Annotated in this window: 21 protein-coding genes and 1 pseudogene; 9 read left to right on the plus strand and 13 right to left on the minus strand. The window is 73.5% G+C overall.

What is annotated here, in order from left to right; all coding sequences use genetic code 11:
• From OG310_RS03300 to OG310_RS03310, 3 genes are all read left to right on the plus strand, one after another.
• Positions 1–951, plus strand: a complete 951-nt coding sequence (locus OG310_RS03300; RefSeq protein ID WP_329454360.1) for a pyridoxal-phosphate dependent enzyme — start codon at positions 1–3, stop codon at positions 949–951.
• A gap of 394 nt (positions 952–1,345) precedes the next feature.
• Positions 1,346–2,314 carry a helix-turn-helix domain-containing protein gene (locus OG310_RS03305; RefSeq protein WP_443078817.1) on the plus strand — a complete coding sequence of 323 codons (969 nt, stop codon included), beginning with the start codon at positions 1,346–1,348 and terminating at the stop codon, positions 2,312–2,314.
• A gap of 242 nt (positions 2,315–2,556) precedes the next feature.
• Positions 2,557–3,522, plus strand: a complete 966-nt coding sequence (locus OG310_RS03310) for an aldo/keto reductase (protein WP_329454362.1) — start codon at positions 2,557–2,559, stop codon at positions 3,520–3,522.
• Positions 3,523–3,587: 65 nt separating this feature from the next.
• Here the strand turns inward: OG310_RS03310 and OG310_RS03315 are convergent, their stop codons facing one another.
• Positions 3,588–4,484 carry a Vgb family protein gene (locus tag OG310_RS03315; protein WP_329454363.1) on the minus strand — a complete coding sequence of 299 codons (897 nt, stop codon included), beginning with the start codon at positions 4,482–4,484 and terminating at the stop codon, positions 3,588–3,590.
• A gap of 408 nt (positions 4,485–4,892) precedes the next feature.
• On the opposite strand from OG310_RS03315, the gene OG310_RS03320 reads away from it, so the two are divergent.
• Positions 4,893–5,591, plus strand: a complete 699-nt coding sequence (locus OG310_RS03320) for an ArsR/SmtB family transcription factor (RefSeq protein ID WP_329454364.1) — start codon at positions 4,893–4,895, stop codon at positions 5,589–5,591.
• 215 nt (positions 5,592–5,806) lie between these two features.
• Entirely contained in the window at positions 5,807–7,132 is a 1,326-nt protein-coding gene (locus OG310_RS03325; protein ID WP_443078818.1) for an MFS transporter, read from the plus strand.
• A gap of 26 nt (positions 7,133–7,158) precedes the next feature.
• On the opposite strand, the gene OG310_RS03330 is transcribed toward OG310_RS03325, so the two are convergent.
• The gene (locus OG310_RS03330) at positions 7,159–8,148 is read right to left on the minus strand and encodes an adenosine deaminase (protein WP_329454365.1); all 990 of its coding nucleotides are present in this window, start codon (positions 8,146–8,148) and stop codon (positions 7,159–7,161) included.
• A gap of 315 nt (positions 8,149–8,463) precedes the next feature.
• Positions 8,464–10,233, minus strand: a complete 1,770-nt coding sequence (locus tag OG310_RS03335; RefSeq protein ID WP_329454366.1) for a glycoside hydrolase family 27 protein — start codon at positions 10,231–10,233, stop codon at positions 8,464–8,466.
• Between the two features lie 527 nt (positions 10,234–10,760).
• Between OG310_RS03335 and OG310_RS03340 the strand changes: the two genes are divergently transcribed.
• Positions 10,761–11,894, plus strand: coding sequence for an SPFH domain-containing protein (locus OG310_RS03340; RefSeq protein WP_329454367.1), 1,134 nt, complete (start codon positions 10,761–10,763; stop codon positions 11,892–11,894).
• Between the two features lie 50 nt (positions 11,895–11,944).
• Positions 11,945–13,027 carry a hypothetical protein gene (locus OG310_RS03345; RefSeq protein ID WP_329454368.1) on the plus strand — a complete coding sequence of 361 codons (1,083 nt, stop codon included), beginning with the start codon at positions 11,945–11,947 and terminating at the stop codon, positions 13,025–13,027.
• A 190-nt stretch (positions 13,028–13,217) separates the two neighbouring features.
• Here the strand turns inward: OG310_RS03345 and OG310_RS03350 are convergent, their stop codons facing one another.
• The gene (locus OG310_RS03350) at positions 13,218–14,648 is read right to left on the minus strand and encodes a dihydrolipoyl dehydrogenase family protein (protein ID WP_329454369.1); all 1,431 of its coding nucleotides are present in this window, start codon (positions 14,646–14,648) and stop codon (positions 13,218–13,220) included.
• A 130-nt stretch (positions 14,649–14,778) separates the two neighbouring features.
• On the opposite strand from OG310_RS03350, the gene trxA reads away from it, so the two are divergent.
• Positions 14,779–15,171: a thioredoxin gene (gene trxA, locus OG310_RS03355; RefSeq protein ID WP_329454370.1), complete on the plus strand. Its 393-nt coding sequence runs from the start codon at positions 14,779–14,781 to the stop codon at positions 15,169–15,171.
• Positions 15,172–15,277: 106 nt separating this feature from the next.
• Here trxA and OG310_RS03360 read toward each other — a convergent pair whose 3' ends face one another.
• The 3 genes from OG310_RS03360 to OG310_RS03370 all read right to left on the minus strand — a co-directional run bounded on the left by OG310_RS03360 (position 15,278) and on the right by OG310_RS03370 (position 19,168).
• On the minus strand, positions 15,278–16,714 hold the full coding sequence (locus OG310_RS03360; protein ID WP_329454371.1) for an aldehyde dehydrogenase family protein: 1,437 nt from the start codon (positions 16,712–16,714) through the stop codon (positions 15,278–15,280).
• Between the two features lie 64 nt (positions 16,715–16,778).
• Positions 16,779–17,957 (minus strand): 4-hydroxybenzoate 3-monooxygenase, encoded by a 1,179-nt coding sequence (locus OG310_RS03365; protein ID WP_329454372.1) that lies wholly within the window; start codon positions 17,955–17,957, stop codon positions 16,779–16,781.
• Positions 17,958–17,977: 20 nt separating this feature from the next.
• Positions 17,978–19,168: a thiolase family protein gene (locus OG310_RS03370; protein WP_329454373.1), complete on the minus strand. Its 1,191-nt coding sequence runs from the start codon at positions 19,166–19,168 to the stop codon at positions 17,978–17,980.
• A 222-nt stretch (positions 19,169–19,390) separates the two neighbouring features.
• On the opposite strand from OG310_RS03370, the gene OG310_RS03375 reads away from it, so the two are divergent.
• Complete coding sequence (locus OG310_RS03375) at positions 19,391–19,855, plus strand: type II toxin-antitoxin system PemK/MazF family toxin (RefSeq protein ID WP_329454374.1); 465 nt, start codon at positions 19,391–19,393, stop codon at positions 19,853–19,855.
• A gap of 116 nt (positions 19,856–19,971) precedes the next feature.
• Here OG310_RS03375 and egtD read toward each other — a convergent pair whose 3' ends face one another.
• From egtD to OG310_RS03405, 6 genes and pseudogenes are all read right to left on the minus strand, one after another.
• Positions 19,972–20,943: an L-histidine N(alpha)-methyltransferase gene (egtD, locus tag OG310_RS03380; RefSeq protein WP_329454375.1), complete on the minus strand. Its 972-nt coding sequence runs from the start codon at positions 20,941–20,943 to the stop codon at positions 19,972–19,974.
• Positions 20,940–21,695, minus strand: coding sequence for an ergothioneine biosynthesis protein EgtC (gene egtC / locus OG310_RS03385; protein ID WP_329454376.1), 756 nt, complete (start codon positions 21,693–21,695; stop codon positions 20,940–20,942). The genes egtD and egtC overlap by 4 nt, the downstream gene beginning before the upstream one ends.
• Entirely contained in the window at positions 21,695–23,122 is a 1,428-nt protein-coding gene (gene egtB, locus OG310_RS03390) for an ergothioneine biosynthesis protein EgtB (RefSeq protein ID WP_329454377.1), read from the minus strand. The genes egtC and egtB overlap by 1 nt, the downstream gene beginning before the upstream one ends.
• Complete coding sequence (gene egtA / locus OG310_RS03395) at positions 23,119–24,393, minus strand: ergothioneine biosynthesis glutamate--cysteine ligase EgtA (RefSeq protein WP_329454378.1); 1,275 nt, start codon at positions 24,391–24,393, stop codon at positions 23,119–23,121. Before egtA ends, egtB begins: the two co-directional genes overlap by 4 nt.
• 439 nt (positions 24,394–24,832) lie before the next feature.
• Positions 24,833–25,633: pseudogene (locus OG310_RS03400) on the minus strand (lysophospholipid acyltransferase family protein); the annotation flags it as partial.
• Positions 25,630–26,484, minus strand: a complete 855-nt coding sequence (locus OG310_RS03405) for a GNAT family N-acetyltransferase (protein WP_329454379.1) — start codon at positions 26,482–26,484, stop codon at positions 25,630–25,632. The pseudogene OG310_RS03400 and the gene OG310_RS03405, both read right to left, overlap by 4 nt.
• Positions 26,485–26,648: the final 164 nt, after the last annotated feature.

Below are 26,648 nucleotides of genomic sequence, written 5' to 3' on the forward strand. Positions count from 1 at the left end.
GTGAGCGACCGAGTGGAACTTGGCAGCTGGCCCACAGCGGTCGAGGCGGCGCCGCGGCTGGCCGCGGCGCTCGGCCTCGGGGCCGACGACCTGTGGATCAAGCGCGACGACCTGACCGGCCTCGGCGGGGGCGGCAACAAGGTACGCAAGCTGGAGTGGACCGTCGGCGCCGCGCTGGCCGACGGTGCCGACACGCTGGTGACGACAGGTGCGCCGCAGAGCAACCACGCCCGGCTGACGGCCGCCGCCGCGGCCCGTACGGGTGTGGCGGCGGTGCTGGTGTTCCCCGGCCGACCGGGCGCGTCCCGGTCCGGCAACCTCGCGTTGGACGGCCTGTTCAACGCCCGCATCGTGTGGGCCGGGGAGGTCGACGCGGCGGGACTCGACGGGGTCGCGCGTCAGACGTGCGAGCGGCTTCGGGCGTCGGGCGCCCGGCCCGCGCTCATCCCGTTCGGCGGGTCGAGCAGGCTCGGGGCGCGGGGGTACGAACGCTGCGGGGAGGAACTGCGTGCGCAGCTTCCTGGTCCTGTCACGGTGGTGGCCGCCCTCGGCTCCGGCGGGACGATGGCCGGGCTGGTGAGCGCGCTCGGTCCCGACGCGGTCCTCGGCGTGCACGTCGGCGCGGTGCCCGATCCGCGGGCCGCCGTGGCCGCGCTCACCGACGCGGCCCCGGCCCGCCTGCGCATCCGGACGGACCAGGTCGGCGAGGGCTACGCGAAGCTGACCGAACCCGTGCGGGACGCGCTGAAGCTGGCGGCGCGCACCGAGGGCATCGTGCTCGATCCGATCTACACGGGGCGGGCGCTGGCCGGTCTGGTCGCGGCGGTGGGGGACGGTGACATCCGGCCCGGCGAGCGGACCGTCTTCCTGCACAGCGGGGGCCTGCCCGGGTTCTTCGGCCACCCGGAAGCACCGGACTTCGCGGAGCGCGCGGCCGACCCGGTCGGCTGACCGGGCAAACCCGCCGCCGGTGCGCGTCGGCCGCCGGGCCCGTGGGCTCCGGCGGCCGACGCGCGTCGTCGCCGGTCGGTCGGGCCGGCCGGCGCCGTGGAGGGCGTGCCCCGGCGCCTTACCCCACCGACGATGGCGCACGCTGCCGTCGTACCTGCGTGCCTGCGTACCGCGTACCTGGGTATCTGCGTACCTGCCGGGGGCTCCCCTCGGTGCGGGCGTGCAGGTCGCGCCGGACCCGACCGCCCCGCTCCACGCGATGATCGAGACGAGGGAAGCGGACGATCCACTTCCCACACAGGGTCGACAGGCGATCTGTTGTGCGAAAATCGGCGCGCGGCCGGCGGCGGGACCCGGAGGCCGGATACGGCAACCGGGGAAGTGGGTGAGGGGCATACTGCGCGAGTCCGTGTTCCGCAGCGAGGACCTGCCGGTGGAGGACCGCTTCGACGCCTGGCGCGAGCGGATGAGCGCCACCCACGCACCCATGCGACTGGAGAGTAACCGCGCGGGCGACTTCCACGCCCGGCAGCGGCTGATCGGCCTCGGGGCCGTGTCGATGTGGCCGGCGCACTTCGAGCAGTTGGTCTTCCTGCGGACGCCGAAACTGATCCGGCAGTCCGATCCGGAGGTCTACCACCTCTCGCTGCTGCGGGACGGCGCCGCCGGGGTGTCCTGGGGCCGCGAGGAGAACGTGTACAGCACGGGCGACTTCCATCTCAACGACTCGTCGCGCCCGTACGAGATCTGGACTGCGGACGGCTGGATCTCGTCCGTGGGCGTCGAGATCCCCAAGGCGCTGCTGCCCCTGCCCGCGGACACCGTCGACCGGGCGGTCGGCAGGCACCTGACGGGCAGGTCCGGTCCTGGCGCGCTGCTGGCGCATTTCCTCACCCAGCTCGCCGCCGACACGAGCTCCTACCGGCTCTCGGACGGGCCGCGGCTCGCCACCGTGCTCGTGGACCTGGTCGCGGCGATGCTGGCGCACGCCGTGGAGGAGGAGACGTCTCAGTCGCCCGAGACCCGCACGCGGGTGCTGACGCTGCGGATCAAGACGTTCATCCGCCAGAACCTGCACGACCCGGAGCTGACGCCGAGTCAGGTGGCGGAGCGGCACCACATCTCGTGCGGCTACCTCCACCGGCTCTTCCGCGACGAGGGCGAGACGGTGGCCGCGCACATCCGCCATGAGCGGCTGGCGGGCGCGCACCGCGACCTCGCGGACCCGGCGCACGCGGCGACGCCCGTCCACGTGATCGCGACACGCTGGGGCTACTCCCGGGCGTCCGAGTTCACTCGTGCCTTCCGTACGGCGTACGGCATCCCGCCCACGGAGCACCGGCTCCACGCGCGGCGGGCGTGACCTCGGCGCCGCGTCCCGCGTTCCCGCTCTCCCGCGCGCGAGGGCGTGCCTGGCGCCCCCCGTACGCCAGGCGCGCCCTCGCGTCGGTACCGCCTCCCGAGCCGGTCGTGCCCGGGGGCCGGTGGGGCGGCTCCCAGACTGCCCGAGCTTCGGCCGGCTGTCGTTGGCAGCCAGTGCCCAACGGTGTTGGCACTGCGTGCACCTCGCCGGTGGCCGACAATGGTGCCCGGAGGTGAGGACCGATGTCCTTCGACAGCGTCGCCGCCTCGGGGGCGACCCGGATGGGACTCGGGCTGGCCGCCGTGGGCCGGCCCGCCTACATCACGCTGGGCAGGGACGCGGAACTGCCGGCCGTACGGACGGTCGACGCGATGCGCGAGCGCGCGTTCGAGGTCCTGGACGCGGCGTACGCGAACGGCGTGCGTTACCTCGACGCGGCACGGTCCTACGGGCGCGCGGAGGACTTCCTGGCCGCCTGGCTGGCGCACCGGCCCGACGCCGGGGACGTCACCGTGGGCAGCAAGTGGGGCTACACGTATGTAGGGGACTGGCGTGTCGACGCGGACGTGCACGAGGTCAAGGACCACAGTGCGCAGGCGTTCGAGCGTCAGCTCGCGCAGACGCGCGCGCTGCTGGGCGCGCGCCTCGACCTGTACCAGGTGCACTCACTCACCCCCGACAGCCCCGTGCTCACGGATCGCGCGCTCCAGGAGCGCCTCGCCGCCCTGGCGGCCGAGGGGGTGACGGTGGGGCTGTCCAGCAGCGGCCCCGGTCAGGCGGAGGCGATCACCGCCGCGCTGGCCCTGGAGGTCGACGGCGTGCCGCTGTTCTCGACGGTGCAGGCCACGTACAACCTGCTGGAGCCGTCGGCGGGTCCGGCGCTCGCGGAGGCGCACGCCGCGGGCAGGACCGTGATCGTGAAGGAGGCGCTGGCGAACGGCCGTCTGGCGCGCGCCGACGGGCTGCCCGAACTGGCCGCGCTGGCCGACGTGTCCGGTGGCACGGCGGACGCGGTGGCGCTCGCCGCTGTCCTGCGGCGCCCCTGGGCGGACGTGGTGCTGTCGGGTGCCGTGACGGCCGCCGACGTCCTCAGCAATCTGCACGCGGTGAGCATCACCGTGGACGAGGACCGGCTGGACGCCCTGTCGGTCCTCGCGGAACCGGCCCCGGACTACTGGCGGCACCGCGCGTCCCTGCCCTGGACGTGAACCGCCCGGCGAGCCGCGGGGATCGCTCCCGCCGGACACCCCACGGCCGCGGTGGCGCACCGGCGCTACGGTTCCAGGCGGACGACCTCGCCGATCTCCAGTGCGACATACACGGCTCCGTCCGGGCCGACGGTCAGGCCGTGCGGCTCCGAGGCGGGATCCGGCAGCGGGTACTCCTCGATGTGCCCGTCGACCGTGATGGAGCCGACCCGGCCGGTGCCCCACTCGGTGAACCAGCACAGACCCCGGCCCGGGTCAGCGGTGATGGCGTGGGGCCGGCAGTCCCGGTCCGGCAGCGGGAACTCGTCGATCCGGCCGTCCACGGTGATCCGGCCGACCTGCCCGGCCCCGACCTCCACGAACCACAGCGCGCCGTCGGCACCGGCCGTGATCCCGACGGGCGCGGCGTGGTCGGTGGGCAGCGGGTACAGGGTGACATCGCCGCCGAGCCCCACCCGACCGATCGCGTCCGCCTGGTTGAGGGTGCACCACAACGCGCCGTCCGGGCCCGCCGCGACGGCGGACGGGAACGAGCGCCCCACCGGCAGTTCGTACTCGCTGACGCGGCCGTCCGTGGTGATGCGGCCGACGCGGTCGGCGTGCAACTCGGTGAACCACAGCGCCCCGTCGGCCCCTGCCGTGATCCCGTACGGTCCGGCGCCGGGGGTCGGCACGGCGAAGGACGACATCTCGCCGCCCACGGTGAGACGACCGACACGGTTGTCCTCGGTACGGGTGAACCACAGCGCGCCGTCGGGCCCCGGCGTCAGGATCGTGGGCCCGCATCCCGGTGCGTCGAGCGGATGGCGGTCGATCCGCCCGTGCGGCCCGAGACGGGCGATGACTCCCGCGTGCACCAAGGTCAGCCACAGCGCACCGTCCGCTCCGGTGGCCAGGGCGTACGGGCCGGACGCGGCGTCCGACACGGGAATGCGCTCGATCGTGGGTGTTCGGCCTGGCATGCGGCGTCCTTCCTCCGGTTTCCCCTGCGGCGCTCGTTCCCCTGTGCCCGCTGTTGATGCGGTGCACAGCGCCCGAAGACTGTGACGTCGCGCCCCACCATTCGGCAACGGGATACCGGCAACGGGATATCCGCCGGCATGGCTCCCCGCCCGGCCGCCACGGCCTGCCGCTCGTGGTGGTCTTCGTGTCCGGCGGGATGCTCAGCCGCTTTCTCGGCGTCAGCAGGGACCTACGGATGCTCGCACCGGCCGGCCACCACCACGGGCCGGCAGGTCGGGCCGGCCGATCGGGACAGTCGATCGGGACAGTCGATCGGGACAGTCGAGCCGAGCCTCGCGAAGAAGCGTTCGCGAGGGACCGCGAAGGACTCTTTGCGAAGAACTGTTCGCGGTTCTAGAGTGGCCGCCATGCCCCGACCAGCCGGTACCGGCGATCCCGACGACGGCACCCGCCAGGCTACGAGTCCCGCCACGGCCTCCACGCAGGGCCCCGGCCCGGCGTCGGGACCGGCTCCGGTCCCCGGGGGCACTGCCGTCCTCGACACCAAGGGGCTGCGCGCGCTCGCCCACCCCCTACGGGTGCAGCTCGTGGGGTTGCTGCGCAAGCACGGCCCCTCCACGGCGACCCGGCTCGCGGAGCGGCTCGGCGTGAACTCCGGCACGGCCAGCTACCACCTGCGCCGGCTGGCCGACGCGGGTTTCGTGGCGGAGGACACCGAGCGGGGCAACGCGCGCGAGCGCTGGTGGCGCTCGCCGCACGAGCAGACGCGTTTCGAGCGCGGGGAATGCGACGGGCGCGAGCCCGAGGCGGCGCCCGCCTCCCGGCGTTCCGTGGCCGCCGCGTACACCCTGCGCGTCCAGCGGGCGCTCGACGAGGTCGACACGGCCCCGCACCCCTGGCGCGACGCCTTCGACATGGGCGACTGCACCCTGCGGATCACCGCCACGGAGGCCCTCACCCTCCGTGACGAACTGCGAGCCCTGACGGCACGCTACCGGCGGGACTCCCCCGCGTGCGGTGCGGACGTGCCCGAAGGCGCCGAGCGGGTCTCGGTGATCACCTACGTCCTGCCCGAGTTGTCCGGCCCCGGCATGGAGGGACTGTGACGCGCCGGGCCCCGGACGGTGGCGCCGACCCCGACGCGGACGGCATACCGCAGGGCCCGGACACCGCGCCCGACGGAACGCCCGCTCCGGTGCCGGGCCAGGTGGCGGACGGGAGTCGCGGCGAGGCGGCACGCGAGCCGTCCGGTGCGGCGGCCGACCGAGCGGCCGGGGGAGCCGCAGGCGGTTTCCGTGGGCTACCGCGCAGTCCCCGGCCACTGATCGGCGTGCTCACGGCGACCCTGGTCTCGCTGACCGGCACCCGTGTATCGGCCATCGCCCTGCCGTGGTTCGTGCTCGCCACCACCGGCAGCGCGAGCAGGACCGGCCTGGTCGCGTTCTTCGAGATGGCACCGTATGTCCTGGTCAAGGCGTTCACGGGCCCGCTGGTGGACCGGGTCGGACCTCGCGTCGTCTCGTGGAGCACCGACCTCGTGAGCGCGGCGGCAGCCCTCGTCGTCCCGCTGCTGCACGCGCGCGGGGACCTCGGCCTCCCCCTGCTGCTCGGCCTGGTCGCGCTGATCGGGGCCGCACGCGGCCCCGGCGACCTGGCCAAGGAGATCATGGTGCCGGAGGCCGCGGACCGGGCCCGCGTGCCACTGGAGCGGGCCACCGGGATCACCGGAGTGACGGAACGCCTCGCCTCGACCGTCGGACCCGCCGTCGGCGGCGCCGTCGTGGCGCTGTTCGGTCCGCTGACCGCGCTCGTCCTCAACGCGGGATGCTTCGCGCTCGGCTCCCTCATCATCGCGGTGGCGCTGCCCAGGGGCATGGGCAGGGCCGTCGAGTACACCGCGCGGGCCGAGGTCCCGGGGGCGGTCGACGGCACCGGCCAGGCACCGGGCTACTGGCGGCGCTTCGGCGAGGGATTCGCCTTCCTGCGCGGCGAGCCGCTGCTGCTGACCGTCATCGTGACGGTCGGCCTCACGAACCTGCTGGACGCCGCGTACAACGGCGTGCTCGTGCCCGTGTGGGCCCGGCAGTCGGGCGGCGGTCCCGCCGTGATCGGCCTGACGTCGGCCGTCGGGAGCTGTGCCGCGATCGGTGGCAGTCTGATCGCGGCGGCGATCGCGCCCCGGATGCGCCGCAGACCGGTGTTCTTCGCGGGCTTCCTGCTGGCGGGGGCACCGAGGTTCCTGGTGCTCGCCCTCGGCTCACCCCTGTGGGGGGTGCTCGCGGTCTTCGCCGTCGCCGGGTTCGGTGCGGGCTTCCTCAACCCGATCCTCGGCGCGATCTCCTTCGAACGGGTGCCGCGCCGCCTGCTGGGCCGGGTCAACGCGCTCGGCAACGCGACGGCCTGGGCCGGCATCCCCCTCGGCGGGCTGGCCGCCGGTGCGGCCGTGGCGGCGTTCGGGCTCGCGCCGGTGCTGGTGGCCGGCGGGATCGCGTACTTCCTCACGACCAACCTGGCCGGGCTGCGGCCGGAATGGCGCGAGATGGACCGGCGGCGCGGGCGGGCGGCGCCCGGTGCGGGGGCGCCGCCCACGCGGGATGCCGCGGTGCCCGCACCGGGCGCGGCGCAGGAGGCCGGCCGGGCCCCGTAGGTCAGGCGCGCGAACGCCTCACCGTGTCAGAACACGTACGCGTCGACCTCGGCGAGGTAGGCCGACCGGAGGTCCTCGTCGTCGTCGAGGAAGGACGCGAGGAACGAGTTGCGGGCCAGTTCCCGCAGCTGCTCCTCGGTGAGCCTGAGGGCATCGGCCACCGCGCGGACGTTGTCCTCGGCGTAGCCCCCGAAGTACGCGGGATCGTCGGAGTTGACGGTCGCCATGAGACCGGCCTCCAGCATGGTCCTGAGCGGATGGTCCGAGAGGACGTCCACGGTCCGCAGCCGGACGTTCGACAGCGGGCACACCGTCAGCGGCACCCGGTCGCGCACCAGCCGCGCGACCAGTTCCGGGTCCTCCATGGACCGCAGCCCGTGGTCGATCCGCTCGACGCCGAGGACGTCGAGTGCCTCCCGTACGTAGGCGGGCGGGCCCTCCTCCCCCGCGTGCGCCACGCGCCGCAGCCCGAGGCGCGCCGCCTCCTCGTACACCTCGCGGAACTTCGACGGCGGGTGCCCGACCTCCGCCGAGTCGAGGCCGACGCCGGTGATGTGGCGCAGGTACGGGGCGGCCGCCGCCAGTGTTTCGGACGCGGACTCGGCGGACTCGTCGCGCAGGAAGCACATGATCAGCCGAGTCGTGACGCCGTGGCGCTCCGGCGCGCGGTCGAGGGCCCGCGCGAGCCCCGCGACGACGGTGCCCATCGGCACACCGCGCGCCCGGTGCGCCTGGGGATCGAAGAAGATCTCCGCGTGCCGGACGCCCTGCGCCGCCGCGTGTGCCAGGTACGCCTCGGCGAGGTCGGTGAAGTCCTCCTCGGTCCGCAACACGGCCATCAGCTCGTAGTACAGGTCGAGGAAGGACTGCAGGTCCTTGAAGCGGTACTTGTGCCGCAGTTCCTCGGCGTCGGCGTACGGCAGGACGATGCCGTTGCGCCCGGCGAGCGCGAAGGCGAGCTCCGGCTCCAGAGTGCCTTCTATGTGGAGATGAAGTTCGGCCTTGGGGAGGGGCACGGGCCTGCCAGTTCGTACGGGGACAAGGACGACCGATTCTAGACCCGCCCAGGTCAGGAAGGGTGCGGGGACCGCGTGGGATACGGCACGTCCCCGCCCGCCCCGCCCCCGGCGACCGGGGCCCGCCGGCACGGGGTCCGGCCGGGCGGCGGGCGGAGTCCGTGCCTCATGGCGCACCGGGCGGGTGGTAGGCGTTCCGGTCCGGGGGCCGATCCGCGCCGGTGCACACCGTGGTCCGGCGCGGGCCGGCTCACGACATCAGGACAGGGCGCCCCGCCCCTGTCCTGGCGGCCCCTCGTTCGCGCGCCGCACCGGTCAGCCGAAGGTCCATCGCTGGTTGGCGCCGCCGTTGCAGCTCCACAGTTCCAAACCGGCGCCGTCGGGGTTCGTGGTGCCGGTGACATCGAGGCAGAGACCGGACTGGACGCCGGTGACGGTGCCGTCGCTGTTCTTGTTCCACTGCTGGTTGGCGCCGCCGTTGCAGTCGTAGATCTCGACGGGCGTGCCGGCCGCGGTCCGGTTGTCGTACGCGTCGAAGCACTTGCCCTCCAGAACCAGGGCTTTGGACGACGTGGTGTACGTGACGTTCTGGTTGGGGCCGCCATTGCAGCCCCATACCGCCAGTTGCACCGTGTTGTAGGTGGTGCCCTGCGGCGAGTCGACGCACCGGCCGGAGAGTTCGCTGGTCATCGGCGCGCCGATGGTGCCGTGTCCGGCGGCCGGGGTGACCTTCAGCAGCCGGGAGCCGTGCGTGGGCACCGACGCGGTGAAGGAGCCGCTGGAGGAGCCGAGGTCGGTGTGGCTCCACAGGTCGCGGACGGTGGCGTTGCCGGTGAAGCCGAGGTCGGACCAGTTCGCGGTGACGTTGGCGGTGGAGCCGCCCAGGTTGAACAGGCCGACGGTGTACGTCCCGTCCCCGTTGTAGGCCCACCAGGTCTGCTGCTGCGCACCCTGGTTCACGGGGTGGGCGGGGCGCCCGGCGCGGTCGACGCCCAGGACCTCGTCGTTGGTGAGCAGGGACAGGTCGCTCTGGTCCATGTGGGTCAGGTCGGTGCCGAGGACCAGGGGGGCCGCCGAGATGGACCACAGGGTCAGCTGGGTGCGGCGTTCGTCGAGGGTCAGCCCGTCGCTGGAGCCGTTGCCGACCTCAATGGAGTCCGGGTCGCCCCAGCCGCCGGGGCTGTCGTAGCGGACCCAGGCCGGCAGGTCGTTGAAGCGCTGGGAGACGTTGTTCCAGTTGGTCAGGGTGCTGCAGTAGCACTCGACGTCGCCGTCGACGCGCCAGCCGTTGGATGACTGCTTCCAGACGGCACCGTTGTTGACGTCGAGCGAGTTGGAGAGCTGGAAGTGGATGGTGCGGCCGGACTGGTTGAGCGCCTGCGACCAGTGCTGGACGTCGGCGGTGTCGTCCGGGCCGACGCCGTCCATCTTGAGGTAGTCCACGCCGTAGGAGGCGAGCAGGTCGGCCCAGGAGTTGACGAACGCCTGCGCTGCGGCGGGGTTCTTGTTGTAGTCGATGAAGTACATCGACCCGTCGCCGAAGTTGTAGTTCTTCTCGTAGTGCGTGGTGTCGGAGACGATGTCGCGGGCGTGGTACGACGTGCCCTGGATCGGGGTGTTCTGGTTGTACGCCGCCACCGGGATGCCTGGCGTCAGGTACATGCCGAATTTTTCACCCTTGCCGTGCACGTAGTCCCCGACGGCTTTCATGCCGCTCGGGAATCTTCCGGTATCGACCACCCAGCGCCCGTAGGCGTCGACGTTCGTTCTCGGGTCGAGGTAGAAGAAGTCGTCGATGTTGAGGTACGTGAACCCGTGGCCGACCAGTCCGGTGGAGGCCATCGCGGCAGCCTGCGCCTCGATGTTCGCCTCCGTCGGGTTGTTCCTGATGTAACTCCAACTGCTCCAGCCCGCCTGGGGGGTGGCGGCCGCCCCGTTCCCCTCGGCGTGCGCGGCGGGCGCGGTCGCGACGTCCGTCCCGTACAGGAAGGAGCCCAGCAGCGCGGCCGCGCCGAGCAGGCTCACCCACCCCCTGCGCCGGCGTCCGCTCGTCCTGCGTGACTGTTGGCGCGTTAAAGAGTTCATGGCGATGCGACTCCTTGCACGTCCGTGAGAGGGCGGGTACCAGGCGGGCGGGTACCAGGCCCACCCGCTACCCGTGAGCGTCCGTGTCGCATGGTGATGGGCTTTGAGTGAACACGTCAATGGAAACGACAAGATCGAAAGTATTCGAACACGGACCGAGGGCCTGAACAGGCGCTTCACAGGAGGGGGACGTGCGGCCCGAGTAGGGGTACTCCTCCCGATCCCGTTGTCGCTCGGCGTCTCGGCGTCTCGGTGCGCCCGGCCGTCGGACTCCGGCGCCGCGGCGGACGCGGTCCGCGACGCCCCCCGGGTGCGCGCGATGCGACGGCGTCCGGAACCGGTGGCGCGGGGCGGCCGGCCACGCGCGCCCGGCGTGCCGGGGCGCCCAGCCCCCGCTCGTCGTCGCGCGGGCCGTGTTGGGCATACTGTCGGCTGATCGCTTGATCGTCGCACGGTGACTCTCCCGGGACCGGCCGGGGAGCGGCGGTCTCCGCAAAGGCGGGGAGTGGGGGATTGTCGTGGGGCTGATGGACCGCATCCGCGGTGAATTCATCGACATCGTCGAGTGGACCGACGACAGCCGGGACACCATCGTGTGGCGCTTTCCGCGCCACGGCAACGAGATCAAGATGGGCGCCCGGCTCGTGGTGCGCGAGTCCCAGGTGGCCGTCTTCGTCAACGAGGGCCGGCTGGCCGACGTCCACCAGCCCGGCACGTACACCCTCACGACCCAGAACATGCCGGTCCTGTCCACGCTGAAGGGCTGGAAGCACGGCTTCGAGTCGCCGTTCAAGGCCGAGGTCTACTTCGTCACCACCCGGCAGTTCACCGACTTCAAGTGGGGCACGCAGAACCCGGTGATCCTGCGGGACGCCGAATTCGGCATGGTCCGGGTCCGTGCTTTCGGCACCTTCGCCGCCCAGGTGGTGGACGCCGCCGCGCTGCTGCGCGAACTGGTCGGCACCGACCCGCAGTTCCGCACCGAGGAGGTCGGCGAGCACCTACGGCAGCTGACCGTCTCCAAGCTGGGCTCCGCGCTGGGGTCGTCCGGTGTGCCGCTGCTGGACCTCGCCGCCCGGCAGGACGGCATCGGGCAGCAGCTGGCCAAAGCGCTGACCCTGGAGCTGTCCTCCACCGGTATCGCCATCCCCCGGTTCTCCATCGAGAACATCAGTGTCCCGCCGGAGATCGAGGCGGCGATCGACACCCGCTCCCGCATGACGATCACCGGCAACCTGGACGACTACGCCAAGCTCCGGGCTGCCGACGCGATCCCGATCGCCGCCGCCAATCCCGGAACCGGTGGCGACGCTCTCGGGCTGGGCGTGGGCATGGCGCTGGGTCAGCGAATCGTGCAGAGCACGTCCGGTGCGGCGGCTCCCTCGGCCCCGGTGACGCAGCCCCCCGCGCAGCCCGCTTCCACTCCCGCCGACGTCCCGCCGCCGCTGCCCACCACGCCGCGCTGGTTCCTCGCGGTCGGCGGACAGCAGCAGGGCCCCTACGACGAGAGCGCGCTGGCCGGGCAGGTGGCGGCCGGCAATCTGACCCGCGGCACGCTGGTCTGGCGCAGCGGGCAGGCCGCCTGGCAGAGCGCGGACCAGGTCCCGGAGCTGGCGCCGCTGCTCGCCGACGTCCCGCCGCCGCTGCCCCCGCAGGGCTGAGATCCGCTACCCGGAATCTCCCGGCACCCCAGGCCACATGGAGAAGTGAGTTGACGAATCAGGACGTCGCGCCGGCGCCCGACCGGGCGTTCAGTTGCGAGGCGTGCGGCGGGGTCAGCGAGTACGCCCCCGGGACGTACGCGCTGCGCTGCCCGTACTGCAGGCACGAGCAGGACATCACGCCGATACCGCGGCAGGTGAGCGAGCACCCGATCGAGGAGCTGGCCGCGCTGCCCCGCAGGGCATCCGCGCCGGACCGGGTGAAGGTGTACACGTGCCCCGGCTGCCACGCGGTGACCGAGAGCGACACGCTCAGTGACAGGTGCCAGTTCTGCGCCACTCCCCTGGTCGCGGACGCCTCCGGCACCGAACGCGTGGTGCCCGAGGCGGTACTGCCCTTCGGGGTGGGCCGCGAGCAGGCCCGTGACGCGTTGGCCGCGTGGGCCAGGTCCCGCTGGTTCGCACCCGACGAGCTCAAGAGCGTCACCGAGGCGGAGACCTTCCGGGGCAGCTACCTGCCGCACTGGACGTACGATGCGCAGACCACCACCCGGTACTCCGGCGAACGCGGCGAGCACTACTGGGTCGAGGAAGAGGACTCCGAGGGCAACACCCGGCAGGTGCGGCACACCCGCTGGCACCACACGTCCGGCACGGTCGACCGGTTCTTCGACGACGTGCTGGTGCCCGGCAGCAGCCAGGTGCCGGTGGAGGAACTGGACAAGCTGGCCCCCTGGCCGCTGGAGGAGACGCTTCCCTACCAGGAGGAGTACCTGGCGGGCTTCCGAACCGTCCGCTACGACATCGAGCCGGAGGCCGGCCTGGAGTCGGCGAAGGCGCGCATGGCGCCGGTGATCCGCACCGACTGCAAACGGGACATCGGCGGCGACGAGCAGCGGGTGCACTCGACGTCCACCTCCTACGGCGGCCTCACCTACAAGCTGGTGCTGCTGCCCGTCTGGTTCCTGACCTACCTTCACGCCGGCAAGGCGTGGCCGGTGATGGTCAACGCCCGCACCGGCGAGGTCATCGGCGAGCGGCCGTACAGCGCGCTGAAGATCACCCTGGCCTCGGTGGGCGGCGCGCTGCTGATCGCCCTGGTGGTGCTGCTCGTGATGATGCTGCGCAACTGAGGACACCGTCCCGTGCGGGGCCCGCGCCGGGTCAGGGGCCCGGCCGCGCCTCCCCCTCCACGACGGGCGCTCCCCGCTGGGCCGCGGGGCGCCGGACGTACCCGAGCACCTGTGGCACGGGCGGCGCGCGGGCGCGCACCGCTCGTGCCAGGCAATGCGCGCCTTCGCCGTTCGTCCCTGTCCCCTGGGTCTATCCCCGGTACGCCTCCAGCAGGCGCAGCCAGATCTCGCTGATCGTGGGGTAGGCGGGGACGGCGTGCCACAGGCGGTCGATCGGGACCTCGCCCGCCACGGCGATGCTCGCCGAGTGCAGCATCTCCCCCGCTCCCGGGCCGACGAAGGTGACTCCCACCAGCACCTCGCGGTCAAGGTCGACGATCATGCGGGCGCGCCCGGTGTAGCCGTCGGCGTACAGCGCGGCGCCCGAGACGGCGCCCATGTCCTGGTCCACGGCCCGTACCCGCAGGCCGGCCTCCTCGGCCTGGGCGAGGGTGAGGCCGACGGACCCGATCTCCGGGTCGGTGAAGACGACCTGCGTCATCGCGGAGCGGTCGGCGGTCGCGACGTGCATGCCCCAGCGGTCGGTCTCCAGCAGCGGCACGCCCTGGGCCCGCGCGGCGATGACGGCGCCCGCGATCCGCGCCTGGTACTTGCCCTGGTGGGTGAGGAGGGCCCGGTGGTTGATGTCGCCCACCGCGTAGAGCCAGTCGTGGCCCTCGACGCGCAGGGTGTCGTCGACCTCCAGCCAGGCGCCGGGCTTCAGGCCGATCGTCTCCAGGCCGAGGTCGTCGCTGCTCGGGCGGCGGCCCGTGGCGAAGAGGATCTCGTCGGCCTCCACCCGCTCCCCGGACTCCAGGACCACCGTGACGGGGCCCGCGCCGCCCGTACGCTCGACGGAGGCGGCCGCCGAGTTCGTCCGCACGACCGCGCCGGCCTCGGTCAGCGCGTCGGCCACCAGTTCGCCCGCGAACGGCTCCATACCCGGCAGCGGCCTGCCGCCCCGGATGAGCAGCGTCACCTGGGAGCCGAGCGCCTGGTAGGCGGTGGCCATCTCGCAGCCGACGACGCCCGCGCCGACGATCACGAGGCGGTCCGGCACGGTCTGGGAACTGGTCGCCTCGCGGCTCGTCCAGGGCCTGGCCTCCACGGCGCCCGGCAGACGGGGCACGAGCGCCTTGGTGCCCGTGCACACGGCCACGGCGTGGCGCGCGGTGAGGACGACCTCCTCGCCCTCCGGGGTGGTCACGGACACCCGCTTGGGCCCGGCGAGCCTGCCGTGGCCCCGGTACAGCACCGTGCCGGTGCTGTCGACCCAGCGGACCTGGCCGTCGTCCTTCCAGTGCGCGGTGAAATCGTCACGGTTGGCGAACACCGCGGGCACATCCAGAGGGCCCTGGACCGCTGCCCGCAGCCCTGGCACCTTGCGCGCGTCGGCGCGCGCGATCACGGGCCGCAGCAGTGCCTTGCTCGGCATGCACGCCCAGTACGAGCACTCGCCGCCCACCAGCTCGCTCTCCACGATCGCGGCGCTCAGACCGGCGGCACGCGCCCGGTCCGCCACGTTCTCCCCGACCGGCCCGGCACCCACGACGACGACGTCGTACTCCATTGCTTGCGTCATGCGCACAGTCTGCTTGGGTCCGGTCCGCATGGCCAGGCGATCACCGGGAAGGGGCGGCAGGAATACGCCCACGGTGCACGCCGTTGTGCGAGACGGCTGCACTGGACAAACAGGAAGAGGTAGTCAGGCCATGGCCACGATGGAACTCACGAAGGAAAACTTCGACCAGACCGTGTCGGACAACGGCTTCCTTCTCATCGACTTCTGGGCTTCCTGGTGCGGTCCGTGCCGCCAGTTCGCGCCGGTCTACGAGAAGGCGTCGGAGCGTCACGAGGACCTGGTCTTCGCCAAGGTCGACACGGAGGCCCAGCAGGAACTCGCCGCCGCTTTCGACATCCGCTCGATCCCGACCCTGATGATCGTCCGGGACAACGTGGCGGTCTTCGCCCAGCCGGGCGCCCTCCCCGAGACGGCCCTGGAGGACGTGATCGGCCAGGCCAGGGCGCTGGACATGGACGAGGTCCGCAAGTCCATCGCCGAGGCGGAGGCCAAGGAGGCCACCGCCCCGGATGCCGCCGAGTAGGCGGTCGGCGGCACGAGAACAGCACACCGCGACGACCCGGCACTCGCCCCGGCCCGCCCCTTGAGGGGGGTGGCCGTCCGTACCCGGTCCCCGACGGGGACCGTGGTCAGAAGGGATGAGTGGCCGGGTCCTCGCGTACCGTCGTCCAGCGCAGGTCGGTGAAGGCGTCCAGGTTGCTCTCGCCCCCGAAGCGCGCGCCGGTACCGGATGCCGCGACGCCCCCGAAGGGTGCCGCGGCCTCGTCGTTCACGGTCTGGTCGTTGATGTGCGCGATCCCCGTCGGGACGCGCTCGGCCAAGGCGAGCCCGCGGGCGGTGTCCCGCGTGACGATGCCGAGGGACAGCCCGTACGCGGAGTCGGCGGCGAGCGCGGCGGCCTCGTCCAGGGTCCTGAAGGCGCGCACCGGGGCGACGGGGCCGAACACCTCCTCCGCGTAGGCGGGGGTGTCGTCGGTCGCGTCCGCGATGACGGTGGGCCGGTAGAACAGCCCGTCGTACGTGCCGCCCGCGACGATCCGCGCGCCGCCCGCGGCGCTGCCGGAGACGAGTGCGTGGATCTTGTCGCGCTGACCGGCGTCGATCACGGGCCCGAGATGGACCTGCTCGCGGTACGGGTCGCCGACGGCGAGCGCGTCGGCGCGGGCCGCGAGGGCCTCGACGTAGGCGTCGTGGAGCGACGCGTGCACGAGGTGGCGGCCCGTGGTCATGCAGATCTGGCCCTGGTGGAAGTAGGAGCCCCACGTGCCCTGGGCCACGGCCGCGTCGATGTCGGCGTCCTCCAGCACCACCAGCGCGGAGTTGCCGCCGAGTTCCAGGTGCGCCCGCTTGAGCAGGCGGCCGGCGCTCTCCCCCACGGCGCGCCCCGCGGCGGTGGAACCGGTGAACGACAGGACGGGCACGGTCGGCTCCGCCACCAGCGCCCGTCCGGTCGCGGCACCCCCCGGCAGGACGTGCAGCAGGTGTTCCGGCAGTCCGGCCTCGGCGAGGACGGCGGCGAGCGAGAGGCCCCCGGACACGGCGGTGCGCGGGTCCGGTTTGAGCAGCACGGCGTTGCCGAGTGCGAGCGCCGGCGCGACGGACCGGATCGACAGGATCAGCGGTGCGTTGAAGGGCGCGATGACGCCGACGGTGCCCACGGGCACCCGCCGTGTGTAGGACAGGCGCGGTTCCTCGCTCGTGAGGACCTGGCCGGCGGGCCGGGTGGCGAGGGAGGCGGCCTCGTAGCATTCCTGGGCGGCGACGTGCAGTTCGAAGTCGGCCTTGCCGGGGACCGAACCGGTCTCCCTTATCAGCCACGCGCGCAGTTCGTCGGCGTGCGCGCCGAACAGGTCGCCGGCCCGGCGCAGCACCGCCGCTCTGCGGAAGGCGGGGGTCGCGGCCCAGCCGTGCCGGGCCTGCGCCGCGGACCGCGCGGCGGTGCCCACGTCGTCCGGCGCCGCGAGTGTGAGGGTGGCCAGCGTCTCGCCGGTGGCGGGTTCCACGACCGGTGACGCGCCACCGGTCAGGGCCACGGGCTGCCAGGTCTTCGGGTCGAGGAGTACCACGGCGCTCTCCCAGGAGTGTCATTGCGGCGGTTCGGCGGTCCCTGCCCCGAGCGGGCCGGAGTGGTCATTCCAGCGGAAGGCCCGTGTACTGGGCGGCGAGTTCGGCGGCCGCGTCACGCGACGTGGCGATGCGCTCCAGCCTGGTCAGTTCGATACGCCGGTCGAAGTCGCTCTCGCCGGGCGGGACATGGAGCATCGTGGTCATGTCGTAGGAGAAGCGGGTGGCCTGCCAGACGCGGCGCAGTGCGGCACGGGGGTACGCGTCGAGCAGGGCGGTGGATCCGGTGCGGTGCAGCGCTTCGAAGGCCCTGCCGAGCAGCCGGACGTCGAAGACCGCGAGGTTGAGGCCCTTCGCGCCGGTGGGCGGCACGATGTGTGCGGCGTCGCCCGCGAGCAACAGCCGCCCGTGGCGCATGGGTTCGCAGACGAAGCTGCGCATGGGCGTGAGCGTCTTGCTGGTGACCGGCCCCCGTCGCAGCGTCCAGTCGGGATCGGAGCCGGCCGCGAAGCGTGCGTCCAGCTCGTCCCAGATCCGCTCGTCGGGCCAGTCGGCCGGGTCGGTGCCGTTCGGGACCTGGAGGTAGAGCCGGGACACGGTGGGCGAGCGCATGCTGAGCAGCGCGAAGCCCGTCGCGCCGCGCGCGTAGACGAGTTCGTCGCTGGAGGGCGCGACGTCGGCGAGGATGCCCAGCCAGGAGAACGGATAGTCGCGCTCGTACGTGGTGCGCAGCGCGGCCGGGACGGCGGAGCGCGCCACGCCGTGGAAGCCGTCGCAGCCGACGATCCAGTCGCACTCCAGGGTGGCCTCCCGGCCCTCGTGGCGGTAACGCACGCGAGGGCTCCCGCCGTCGGCGCCCTCGACGGCGACCGCCTCGGCTCCGAAGAACAGCGGTGGTCCTTCGGCGAGTTGCAGGGCGACGAGGTCCTTGACGATCTCGGTCTGCGCGTAGACCGTGACCGTACGCCCGGTCAGCGCGCGGAAGTCGACGCGGTGGGACGTGCCGTCGAAACGCAGCTCGATGCCGTGGTGTTCGAGTCCTTCGGCGTCGAGGCGCGAGCCCGCGCCGACAGCGCGCAGCGCCTCGACGGTGCCCGCTTCGAGCATGCCGGCGCGCTGGCGCGCCTCGATGTAGGCCCGGTCGCGGTTCTCCAGGACGACGCAGTCGATGCCCGCGAGGTGCAACTGCCGGGCGAGCAGCAGTCCCGCGGGGCCCGCGCCGATGATCCCTACGGTGGTCCGCATGTCGTGGGGACGCTGTCCGTTCAGCGTTCGAGGACGAGGGCGAGGCCCTGCCCGACGCCGATGCACAGAGCCGCGAGACCGGTGCCGGAGCCCGCCGCGGCGAGCTGGTGGGCGACGGATCCCGCGATGCGGGCGCCGGACGCGCCGAGCGGGTGGCCGATGGCGATGGCGCCGCCGCGCGGATTGACGACGGACGGGTCGAGTTCGGGCCATTCGGCGAGACAGCCGAGCGACTGGGCGGCGAACGCCTCGTTCAGCTCGAAGGTGGTGAGGTCCGCGAAGGTCCTGCCGGCCTTCTTCAGGGCGCGCTGTACGGCCTCGACGGGGCCGAGTCCGAAAAGGTTGGGCTCGATGCCGGTGACGGCGGACGTCCTGATCCTGGCGAGCGGTTCGCGGCCGCACGCGCGCAGTCCGTCCTCGTCGACGAGGAGCAGCGCGGCGGCCCCGTCGTTGAGCGGCGAGGAGTTGCCCGCGGTGACCCGGCCGGTCCCGTCGGTGCGGAAGGAGGGCTTCAGCTTGGCGAGTGCCTCCATCGACGTGCTGTCGCGGATGGACTCGTCCCGGACGAGGTCGATGCCGGGGTAGGGCACGACCTCGTCGTCGTGGAGTCCGGCGGCCCACGCCGCGGCGGCCTTGCGGTGGCTGCCCAGTGCGAAGGCGTCCTGCTGCTCGCGCGTGATGCCGTGCTTGTCGGCGATCTGCTCGGCGCTCTCCCCGAGGGGGACGGTCCATTCCGCGGGCAGCCGCGGGTTGGTCATCCGCCAGCCGAGCGTGGTCGACCAGAGCTGCTGGTGGCCGGCCGGGAAGCCGCGCTCCGGCTTCTGCACCACCCAGGGCGCGCGGGTCATCGACTCCACGCCGCCCGCGAGGATCACGGAGGCGTCGCCGAGGGCCACGGCGCGGGCGGCCTGGATGACGGCTTCGAGGCCGGAGCCGCAGAGCCGGTTGACGGTCACGCCGGGCACGGAGACGGGCAGGCCGGCCAGCAGTGCGGCCATGCGGGCCACGTTCCTGTTGTCCTCGCCCGCGCCGTTGGCGTCGCCGAGGACGACGTCGTCGATCCGGGCCGGGTCGAGGGCGGGGGTGCGGTCCACCAGGGACTTCAGCACGTGAGCGGCCAGGTCGTCGGGGCGTACCGGGGCGAGGGCGCCCCCGAACCTGCCGATGGGGGTACGGACGGCGTCGACGACGTAGACATCGCGCAGGCTCATGGCTCTCGTCTCTCTCCCGCGACCGGGGGCGGTGCGGCGGTGGCTCGGTGCGGGCGGCCCGCCCGACGGCCGGGTCGCCGTGGTCACGCCGGGTCTGTGCGCTCTGCGAACACTCGTTCACTCGTGCCCGTCGAGTCTCTGCCTCGCGCCGTGCGGTGTCAACGTCCCGCGAGGGGTGACCTGGTGGACGGGCCCCGGCCACGGGGCCCTACGGTCGTTGCCATGACGCCCTACTCCGACGTACACGACCACGCCGACAGCGACGTGCCGGGCCGCACCGGCCCGGCGGCCACGACCGAGGCGGACCCCCACCAGGTGGGACAGGTCCGCACCGAGTACTCCCCCGCGCACGACGGGGACCCCGACCCGGGCGAAATCGTGTGGACCTGGGTGCCGTTCGAGGAGAACGACGGACGCGGCAAGGACCGCCCCGTCCTGGTCGTGGCACGCGAGGCCGGCGGCACGCTGCTCGCCGTGCAGCTGACCAGCAAGCGGCACAGCGACGACCCCGGCTGGGTGGCGATCGGCCAGGGCCCCTGGGACCGCGAGGAACGCGACTCGTGGGTGGCGCTGGAGCGGGTGATGCGGCTGCACGAGGAGGGCATGCGGCGCGAGGCGTGCGCCCTGGACCGGGGCCGGTTCAACCTGGTGGTGAACCGGTTGCGGGAGCGCTACGGCTGGAGCTGACGGGACGCGGCCGCCAGGCCCCGGTACGGCGTGCGGGACCCGCAGGGCGACGCCGCCCGGACGCGCCGGCGGCGCCGGTCCCCGCGCCTGCGGGGACCGGCGCCGCGCGCGGCGGGTCAGACGGCCGTCGCCAGCGAGAGCGCGAAGCGGCCCTCCGTGTCCGTCCACCAGCGGGAGGGCGCGAACCCGGCCGCGGTGACCTCGGCGTCGACCCCCTCCCTGCGGAACTTCGCGGAGATCTCCGTCCGCATGTCCTCGCCCCGTGCGAAGTGCACGACGAGATCGAGCTCGGGCACCTTGACGGTGAGGCCGCGCCGGGCCCTCAGCCGCATCTCGACCCACTCGTTCTCGCGGTCCCAGAGCGCCACATGGTCGAAGTCACTCAGCTCGAAGTCGGCGCCGAGCTCGCGGTCGACCACGGTCAGGACGTTCTTGTTGAACGCGGCCGTCACTCCGGACGCGTCGTCGTAGGCCCGCACCAGCACGCCCTCGTCCTTGACGAGGTCCGTGCCGAGCAGCAGCGAGTCACCCGGCGCCAGCAGCGCCCGTACCGAGGAGAGGAAGGCCGCGCGCTCGGGCGGCAGCAGGTTCCCGATCGTCCCGCCGAGGAACGCCACCAGCCGCGGGCCCTCGGTCGGCGGCAGGGCCACGCTCCGGGTGAAGTCCGCGATGAGCGCGTGCACCCGCAGTTCGGGGCGCTCGGCGAGCAGTGCCTCCGCGGCGCCGGTCAGGGCGCTCTCGCTCACGTCGACCGCCACGTAGTCGCGCAGCCCGGTCGCGGCGGTGAGCGCGTCGAGCAGGTGCCGGGTCTTCTCCGAGGACCCGGAGCCCAGTTCGACGAGGGTGCGGGCGCCGGTGGCCTCGGCGATGTCGGGGGCGCGGGTGAGCAGGATCTCGCGTTCCGCGCGGGTCGGGTAGTACTCGGGGAGCCGGGTGATCTCCTCGAACAGGTCGCTGCCGCGCGCGTCGTAGAACCACTTGGGCGGCAGCGACTTGGGGTCGGCGGTGAGGCCCTGGAGCACGTCGGCGCGCAGCGCGGCGCCGGTGGCGTCCTCGGGCAGGGTGCGGGTCACGGTGTAAGGGCTCACGAGGGTGGCTCCTTGAGGGGGGAGAGCGTCACGTCGGCGCGGGTCGCCACGAGCAGCGTGCGGTCGGGGACCTCGCACCAGCGGGGGTCGTCGTCGTACGGCTCCGAGGCCACGACCACGCGGCGGCCGGGGTCGTGGAGGTGCCAGAGGGTGTCGCCCCAGGCGGTGGCGGCGATGGCGGCGCCGTCGGTCAGCAGCAGGTTGAGCCGGGAGGCGGGTGCGGCGCCGGCCACGTCGTGGACGGTGTCGGCGAGCGCCTGGCCGAGCGTGTCGCCGGCCCGCAGCCGGTGCAGGAGCAGGGCCCAGACCAGTGCGGAATCGTTTCTGGCCTCCAGCGCGAGCAGCTCCTCGACGGGCAGCGCGGCGGCGAGCGCCGCGACACTGCCGGGCCAGCCGGACACCGCGCCGTTGTGGCTGAACAGCCAGGGCCCCGCGGCGAACGGCGCCGCCGCCGCCTCGCCGTCCGCGCCGGGCACCGTGGCGTCCCGTACGGCGGCGAGCAGCGCGCCCGTGCGCACCACGCGGGCCAGGTCCGCGAAACCGAGGTCCGCCCAGATCGGCCCGGCGCGCCGGTAGCGCGCGGGCACCGGATCGTCCTGCGCGTACCAGCCGACGCCGAAACCGTCGGCGTTGACCGTGCCGTGGAGCTGCCGCCGGGGAGCCCAGGACTGCTCGTACAAGGCGTGCGGCGGCTCGACGAGCACCTCGCCGAGCGGAGCCGGCGGCCCGAGGCAGGCGAGATGGCGGCACATCAGGCGTCCCGCGCGGTGCGGAAGCCGGAGAAGATCTGCCGGCGCACCGGCAGGTCCCAGTTGCGGAACGTCCCCCGGCAGGCGACCTCGTCGACCGCGAAGGACCCGCCCCGCAGGATCTTGTGGTCACCGCCGAAGAACACCTGCGAGTACTCCGGGTACGGGAAGACCGTGAAGCCCGGGTAGGGCAGGAAGTCGCTCGACGTCCACTCCCATACGTCGCCGATGAGCTGCCGGACGCCGAGCGGGGACGCACCGGCCGGGTAGCTGCCCACGCGGGCCGGCTTGAGGTGGCGCTGACCGAGGTTGGCGTGCTCGGGTGTCGGGTCGGCGTCGCCCCACGGGTAGCGGCGGGACTCCCCCGTCGCCGGGTCGTGGCGGGCTGCCTTCTCCCATTCCTCCTCGGTGGGCAGGCGCCGGCCCGCCCAGCGGGCGTACGCGTCGGCCTCGTACCAGCTCACGTGCAGCACCGGCTCGTCGTCCCGGACGGGCTCCAGTGTGCCGAAGCCGCGGCGCAGCCACTGGCCGCTGTCGTGGCGCCAGAACAGCGGGGCGCCGATGCCGTGTTCGCGGATCTGCGCCCAGCCCTCGGGCGCCCACCACCGCTCGTCGGTGTACCCGCCGTCCTCGATGAAGGCCCGGTAGGCGCCATTGGTGACGGGCACGGTGTCGATGTGGAAGGCAGGCACCAGGCGCTGGTGGGCGGGGCGCTCGTTGTCCAGGGCCCAGGGCTCCGTGGAGGTGCCCATGGTGAAGGGCCCTGCGGGCACGAACACCTCCGTGGGCAGCGCCGCCACGTCCGCCGCGCCCGGCGCGGGCGGCTCCGGCGCGTGCAGCACGGCCGGACCCTTGCGCAGCTGATGGGTGATCAGCATGGTCTCGTCGTGCTGCTGCTCGTGCTGGGCGATCATCCCGTAGGCGAACCCCGAGTGCAGCAGCGGCGCGCCCTCGTGCAGCGGGGTGCGCTCGATGACGTCGAGGACCCGGTCACGGATGTCGGCGGCGTAGGCGCGCGCCTCGGCGGGCGGCAGCAGCGGCAGCGTGGGCCGCTCGGAGCGCGGGTGCTCGAAGGCGTCGTAGATCAAGTCGATGTCGGGACGTACGGCGTCCCGGCCGCCGACGTTGCGCAGCAGCCACTGCTCCTCCTGGTTGCCGATGTGGGCGAGATCCCACACGAGCGGCGACATCAGGGGCGAGTGCTGGGCGGTGAGGTCGTCCTCGTCGACGCAGGACGTCAGCAGGGCGGTGCGGGCGCGCGCCCGGGTCAGTGTCCGGACGGCGTGGACGCGAAGAGCCTCGGCGTCCTGGCCGGGTATCAGCAGTGTGGCCGGGGGCGTCTCGCTTCCCCCGGGCGTGGTGCCCGTGACCGCGGACGAAGAGGTGCTCGCGGCGGAGTCGTTCGGGGTCTCGGCGGAGCGCTCGGTCATGGCGTCGGGTCCTTCTCGGGTTCGGATGTGCTCACGTCGTCGGCGGGACATCGGCCCCGCAGGACGTAACGCTCGGCGAAGTCGGCGACGGCGTCCTGGACGGACCGGTCGGCGCCGATGCGCGGCAGGGCCTCCAGGGCCGTCTCGAAGCAGGTGGCGGCCGTCGCCCGCAGTTCCGGGTCGGCCATGCCGTGGCGGGCGGCGTTCAGCCACAGGAGGTTGCCGGGGGCGGGCAGCGGCCCGGCCGTCTCGGCGAGGGGCTTGACCGCGCGGTACACGGTCTCGGCGGCCGCGGGATCGTCGAACAGCGCGGTCGTCACGGCGAGCGGCACGATCCACCCGTTCTCGCCGGGCTGGGCGTCGATCATGCGCAGTTCCAGGTGGCCGCGCGGCCTGACCGGCGGGAAGAGCGTGGTCAGGTGGTATTCGAGGTCGGTGCGATCGGGCGGGCGGGGCAGCCCGCGTCTGATCCACTCCCGGAAGGTGAGCCCGTCCTGTACCGCCCAGGGCCCCTCGTCGGTGCGGACGCACATCACGGGCGCGTCGAGCGCGTACGCCGTCCATGCCTCGCGCGGGTCCCGGTCGATGTCCGGCGCGCCGGTACGGGCGGGGTCGAGTTTCGTCCACACGGCCTGGCGGGTGGAGCGCCAGCCGGTGGCGCGGCCGCGGCGCATCGGCGAGTTCGCGAACGCGGCGACGAGGACGGCGCCCAGCAGGTGCGCGAGCTGCCAGCGGCGGCCGTGGCCGAGTGGCCCCGGCTCCTCGTGGCCCGCGTCGAGGCAGACCTGCACGGACGCCGTGGTGCGCATCATCGTGCGTCCCGTACCGCCGTACCGGTCGAAGTACGCCTCCATCGCGTCGTAACGGGGGGCGTGCAGCATGCGCTCGGGGTGGTGCCAGGGGTCCTGGCCGTACCCGGCGAGAGTGAGATCGGCGGCGCGGAGCTGTGTGCGGACCGCTTCCAGATCCGCGGTGACGGTGGTGACGCATTCCGTCAGCGACGCGGCGGGCTGTGAGCTGAGTTCCAGCTGGCCGCCGGGTTCGAACGTGAGGGCCGACGTGAGCGGCAGGGACCGTATCGCGTCGTAGGCGGACGTACGACGTTCGGCCGATAGGGGTTGTTCAGGGTGGTGACGATCGTGAACGAGCCATTCCAGTTCTACCCCCACCGTGCGGGGCGGTCCTGTCTTGAAGCAGATGCCGTCGAGCAGCGCCTCTGCTTGTTCCTCGGTGAGCGCACTGCGCCCATCTGCGGTGTTGTCGGATGGCATGGCCGGTTCCTCCTGTCGAGGCCGTGGCGGCGCGGGCCCCGGGTCGGGCCGAAGCGCTCCGGTCCAACCTAAAGCCACTCGTTTCCGCTCGCACAAGGGTGCCCGTGCCGTGGTCAGGAAAACGTCAGAAAATCGACGGCCGGGACCCGTTCCCCCCGGCTCGCCCACGGCTCCTCTGACGGCCGCGGCGCGGCCCCGGGACCAGGCCGGGAGCGGGATCGGCCGCCTCGGCCGGCCCCGCCGGCCCGCGCCCGGACGGGGTCTGCCCGTTGCCGGCCGGCACGAGCCCGGGAGCGGACGGTGAGACAGGCGTCCCGGCAGGCGGGACGGGCGCCTCGACAAGCGGGTGGCGCGCGCCGACCGTCGGCAGAACCGTCGACGCGGACTGTGCGTGCGCGACCGCGGACCGCACCCCGCGGTGCGCCTCCTGCCGTCCGGTGCCGTACACCGCATGCCACGCGGCGGCGGCCAGGTCCCGGCGGTCCGTGAAGGCGCCGGCGGGGATCTCCGGCAGGACGGTGATCTCCGCGGTGATCCCGCCGGCGGCGGCCACCCGCCACAGCGAGGCGGGCAGTGTGTCCTCGCCGACGAACGCGGCGGCCCCGGTGAGGCTCCCGTCCGCCGCCCGGTAGGAGATCCGTACGGGCCGGACGGCGGTGCCGGCGTCCAGCGCCGCCTGGAAGACCGCCGAGGTGAACCGCCCGCCCGCACGGCCGCACCAGGTGCACGCCTCGGGGAAGACCACCACCCGGGAGCCGGCGCCGAGCGCGTGGGCCAGCGTCCGCACCGTGCCGGGCAGGGCCCGCAGCCGCTCGCGCTCGACGAACAGGGTGCCGCCACCGGCGGCCACCCGTCCGAGCACCGGCCATCCGCGTATCTCGCTCTTGGCCAGGTTCCGGCCCGGAAGGACCGTCGCGACCAGCGGGATGTCGAGCCACGAGATGTGGTTGGCCACGACGAGCACACCGCCCTCGTGCGATCCGGCGGGCGCATCGCCCGGGCCGTGCACCCGCACCCGTACCCCGAACCCGCGCAGGAGCGCGCGCGCCCAGCGCCGGCTGATCCGGTCCCGGTGCACCGCCCCGAGCAGGGCGGTCACCGGGGCGAGGACCACACCGGCGACGAGCAGGCCGGCGCCGCTCAGCAGCCGGCCGGCCGCGACCGGCGCCGCGACCGCGGGCCCCCGGTGGACGGCGCACCCGGCAGGAGTGCAGGGCGCCCTCGGCAGCCAGCCGCTCATGACGCGGGGGCGAGCGAGAGGAAATGACGCAGGTAGCGGTCGTTGACCCGGTCCATCGAGAGGAGCACGCAGAGGTCGGCGACGCCGAAGTCAGGGTCGTGCGCGGGGGCGCCGCAGACCCAGGCGCCGAGCCGCAGGTAGCCGCGCAGCAGAGCGGGCAGTTCGGCCCGGGAGGCGGCCTCGGCGTCCGGGCCCGGGTGCCAGGGCCGCAGCGGGCTGACGCGGTACTCCTCGGGGGCGAGGTGCTTGTCCCTTACGGTGCGCCAGGCCGACGCGGCGAGGGCACCGCCGTCGCCGAGCGGCACCGAGCAGCAGCCGGTGAGGTAGCGGTGGCCCGTCGTCGCCATGTAGCGGGCCAGGCCCGCCCAGATGAGGCTGATGACGGCCCCGGTGCGGTGGTCCGGGTGCACGCAGGAGCGGCCGACCTCGACCAGCTCCGTGCGCAGGGGCGCGAACGCGGTCAGGTCGAACTCCCCGTCGGAGTAGAGCCGCCCGGCGGCGCGGGCCCGCTCGGGCGGCAGCAGCCGGTAGGTCCCGACGACCTCGCCCGTCGTCTCGTCGCGGACCAGCAGGTGGTCGCAGTGCGCGTCGAAGCGGTCACCGTCGAGGCCGGGCTCCGGGCCGTCGAGCACGGCGCCGAGTTCACCCGCGAAGACGCGGTGGCGCAGCTTCTGGGCGGCGCGGACGCCGTCCTCGTCGCGGGCGAGCGACACGCGGTAGCGGCCCCCGGCGGCGGGCCGCGCCCCGAGCGGCGGCACGGCGGCGGAGCGGGAAGCGTCACGGGGTGCGGGGGGCGGGGGCACCGCGGCCGGGTCAGCGGCGGTACGGGGGGCGGGGACGACGGCGGACATGGCTGTCTCCAGTACCGGTAGGGAGCACGGCGGCCGGGGTCTCGCACGAGCGTGCGGGCTCGGCACCTTGTTTCTTCCGTCACCGGCTGGATTCGACGTGACTGCCCGGAGGAGGGGGCATGTGAGCCGTCTGAATGAACGGGTCACGCGGCTCGGCCGTCCCG

It is taken from the genome of Streptomyces sp. NBC_01497 (assembly GCF_036250695.1).
GTDB lineage: Bacteria > Actinomycetota > Actinomycetes > Streptomycetales > Streptomycetaceae > Streptomyces.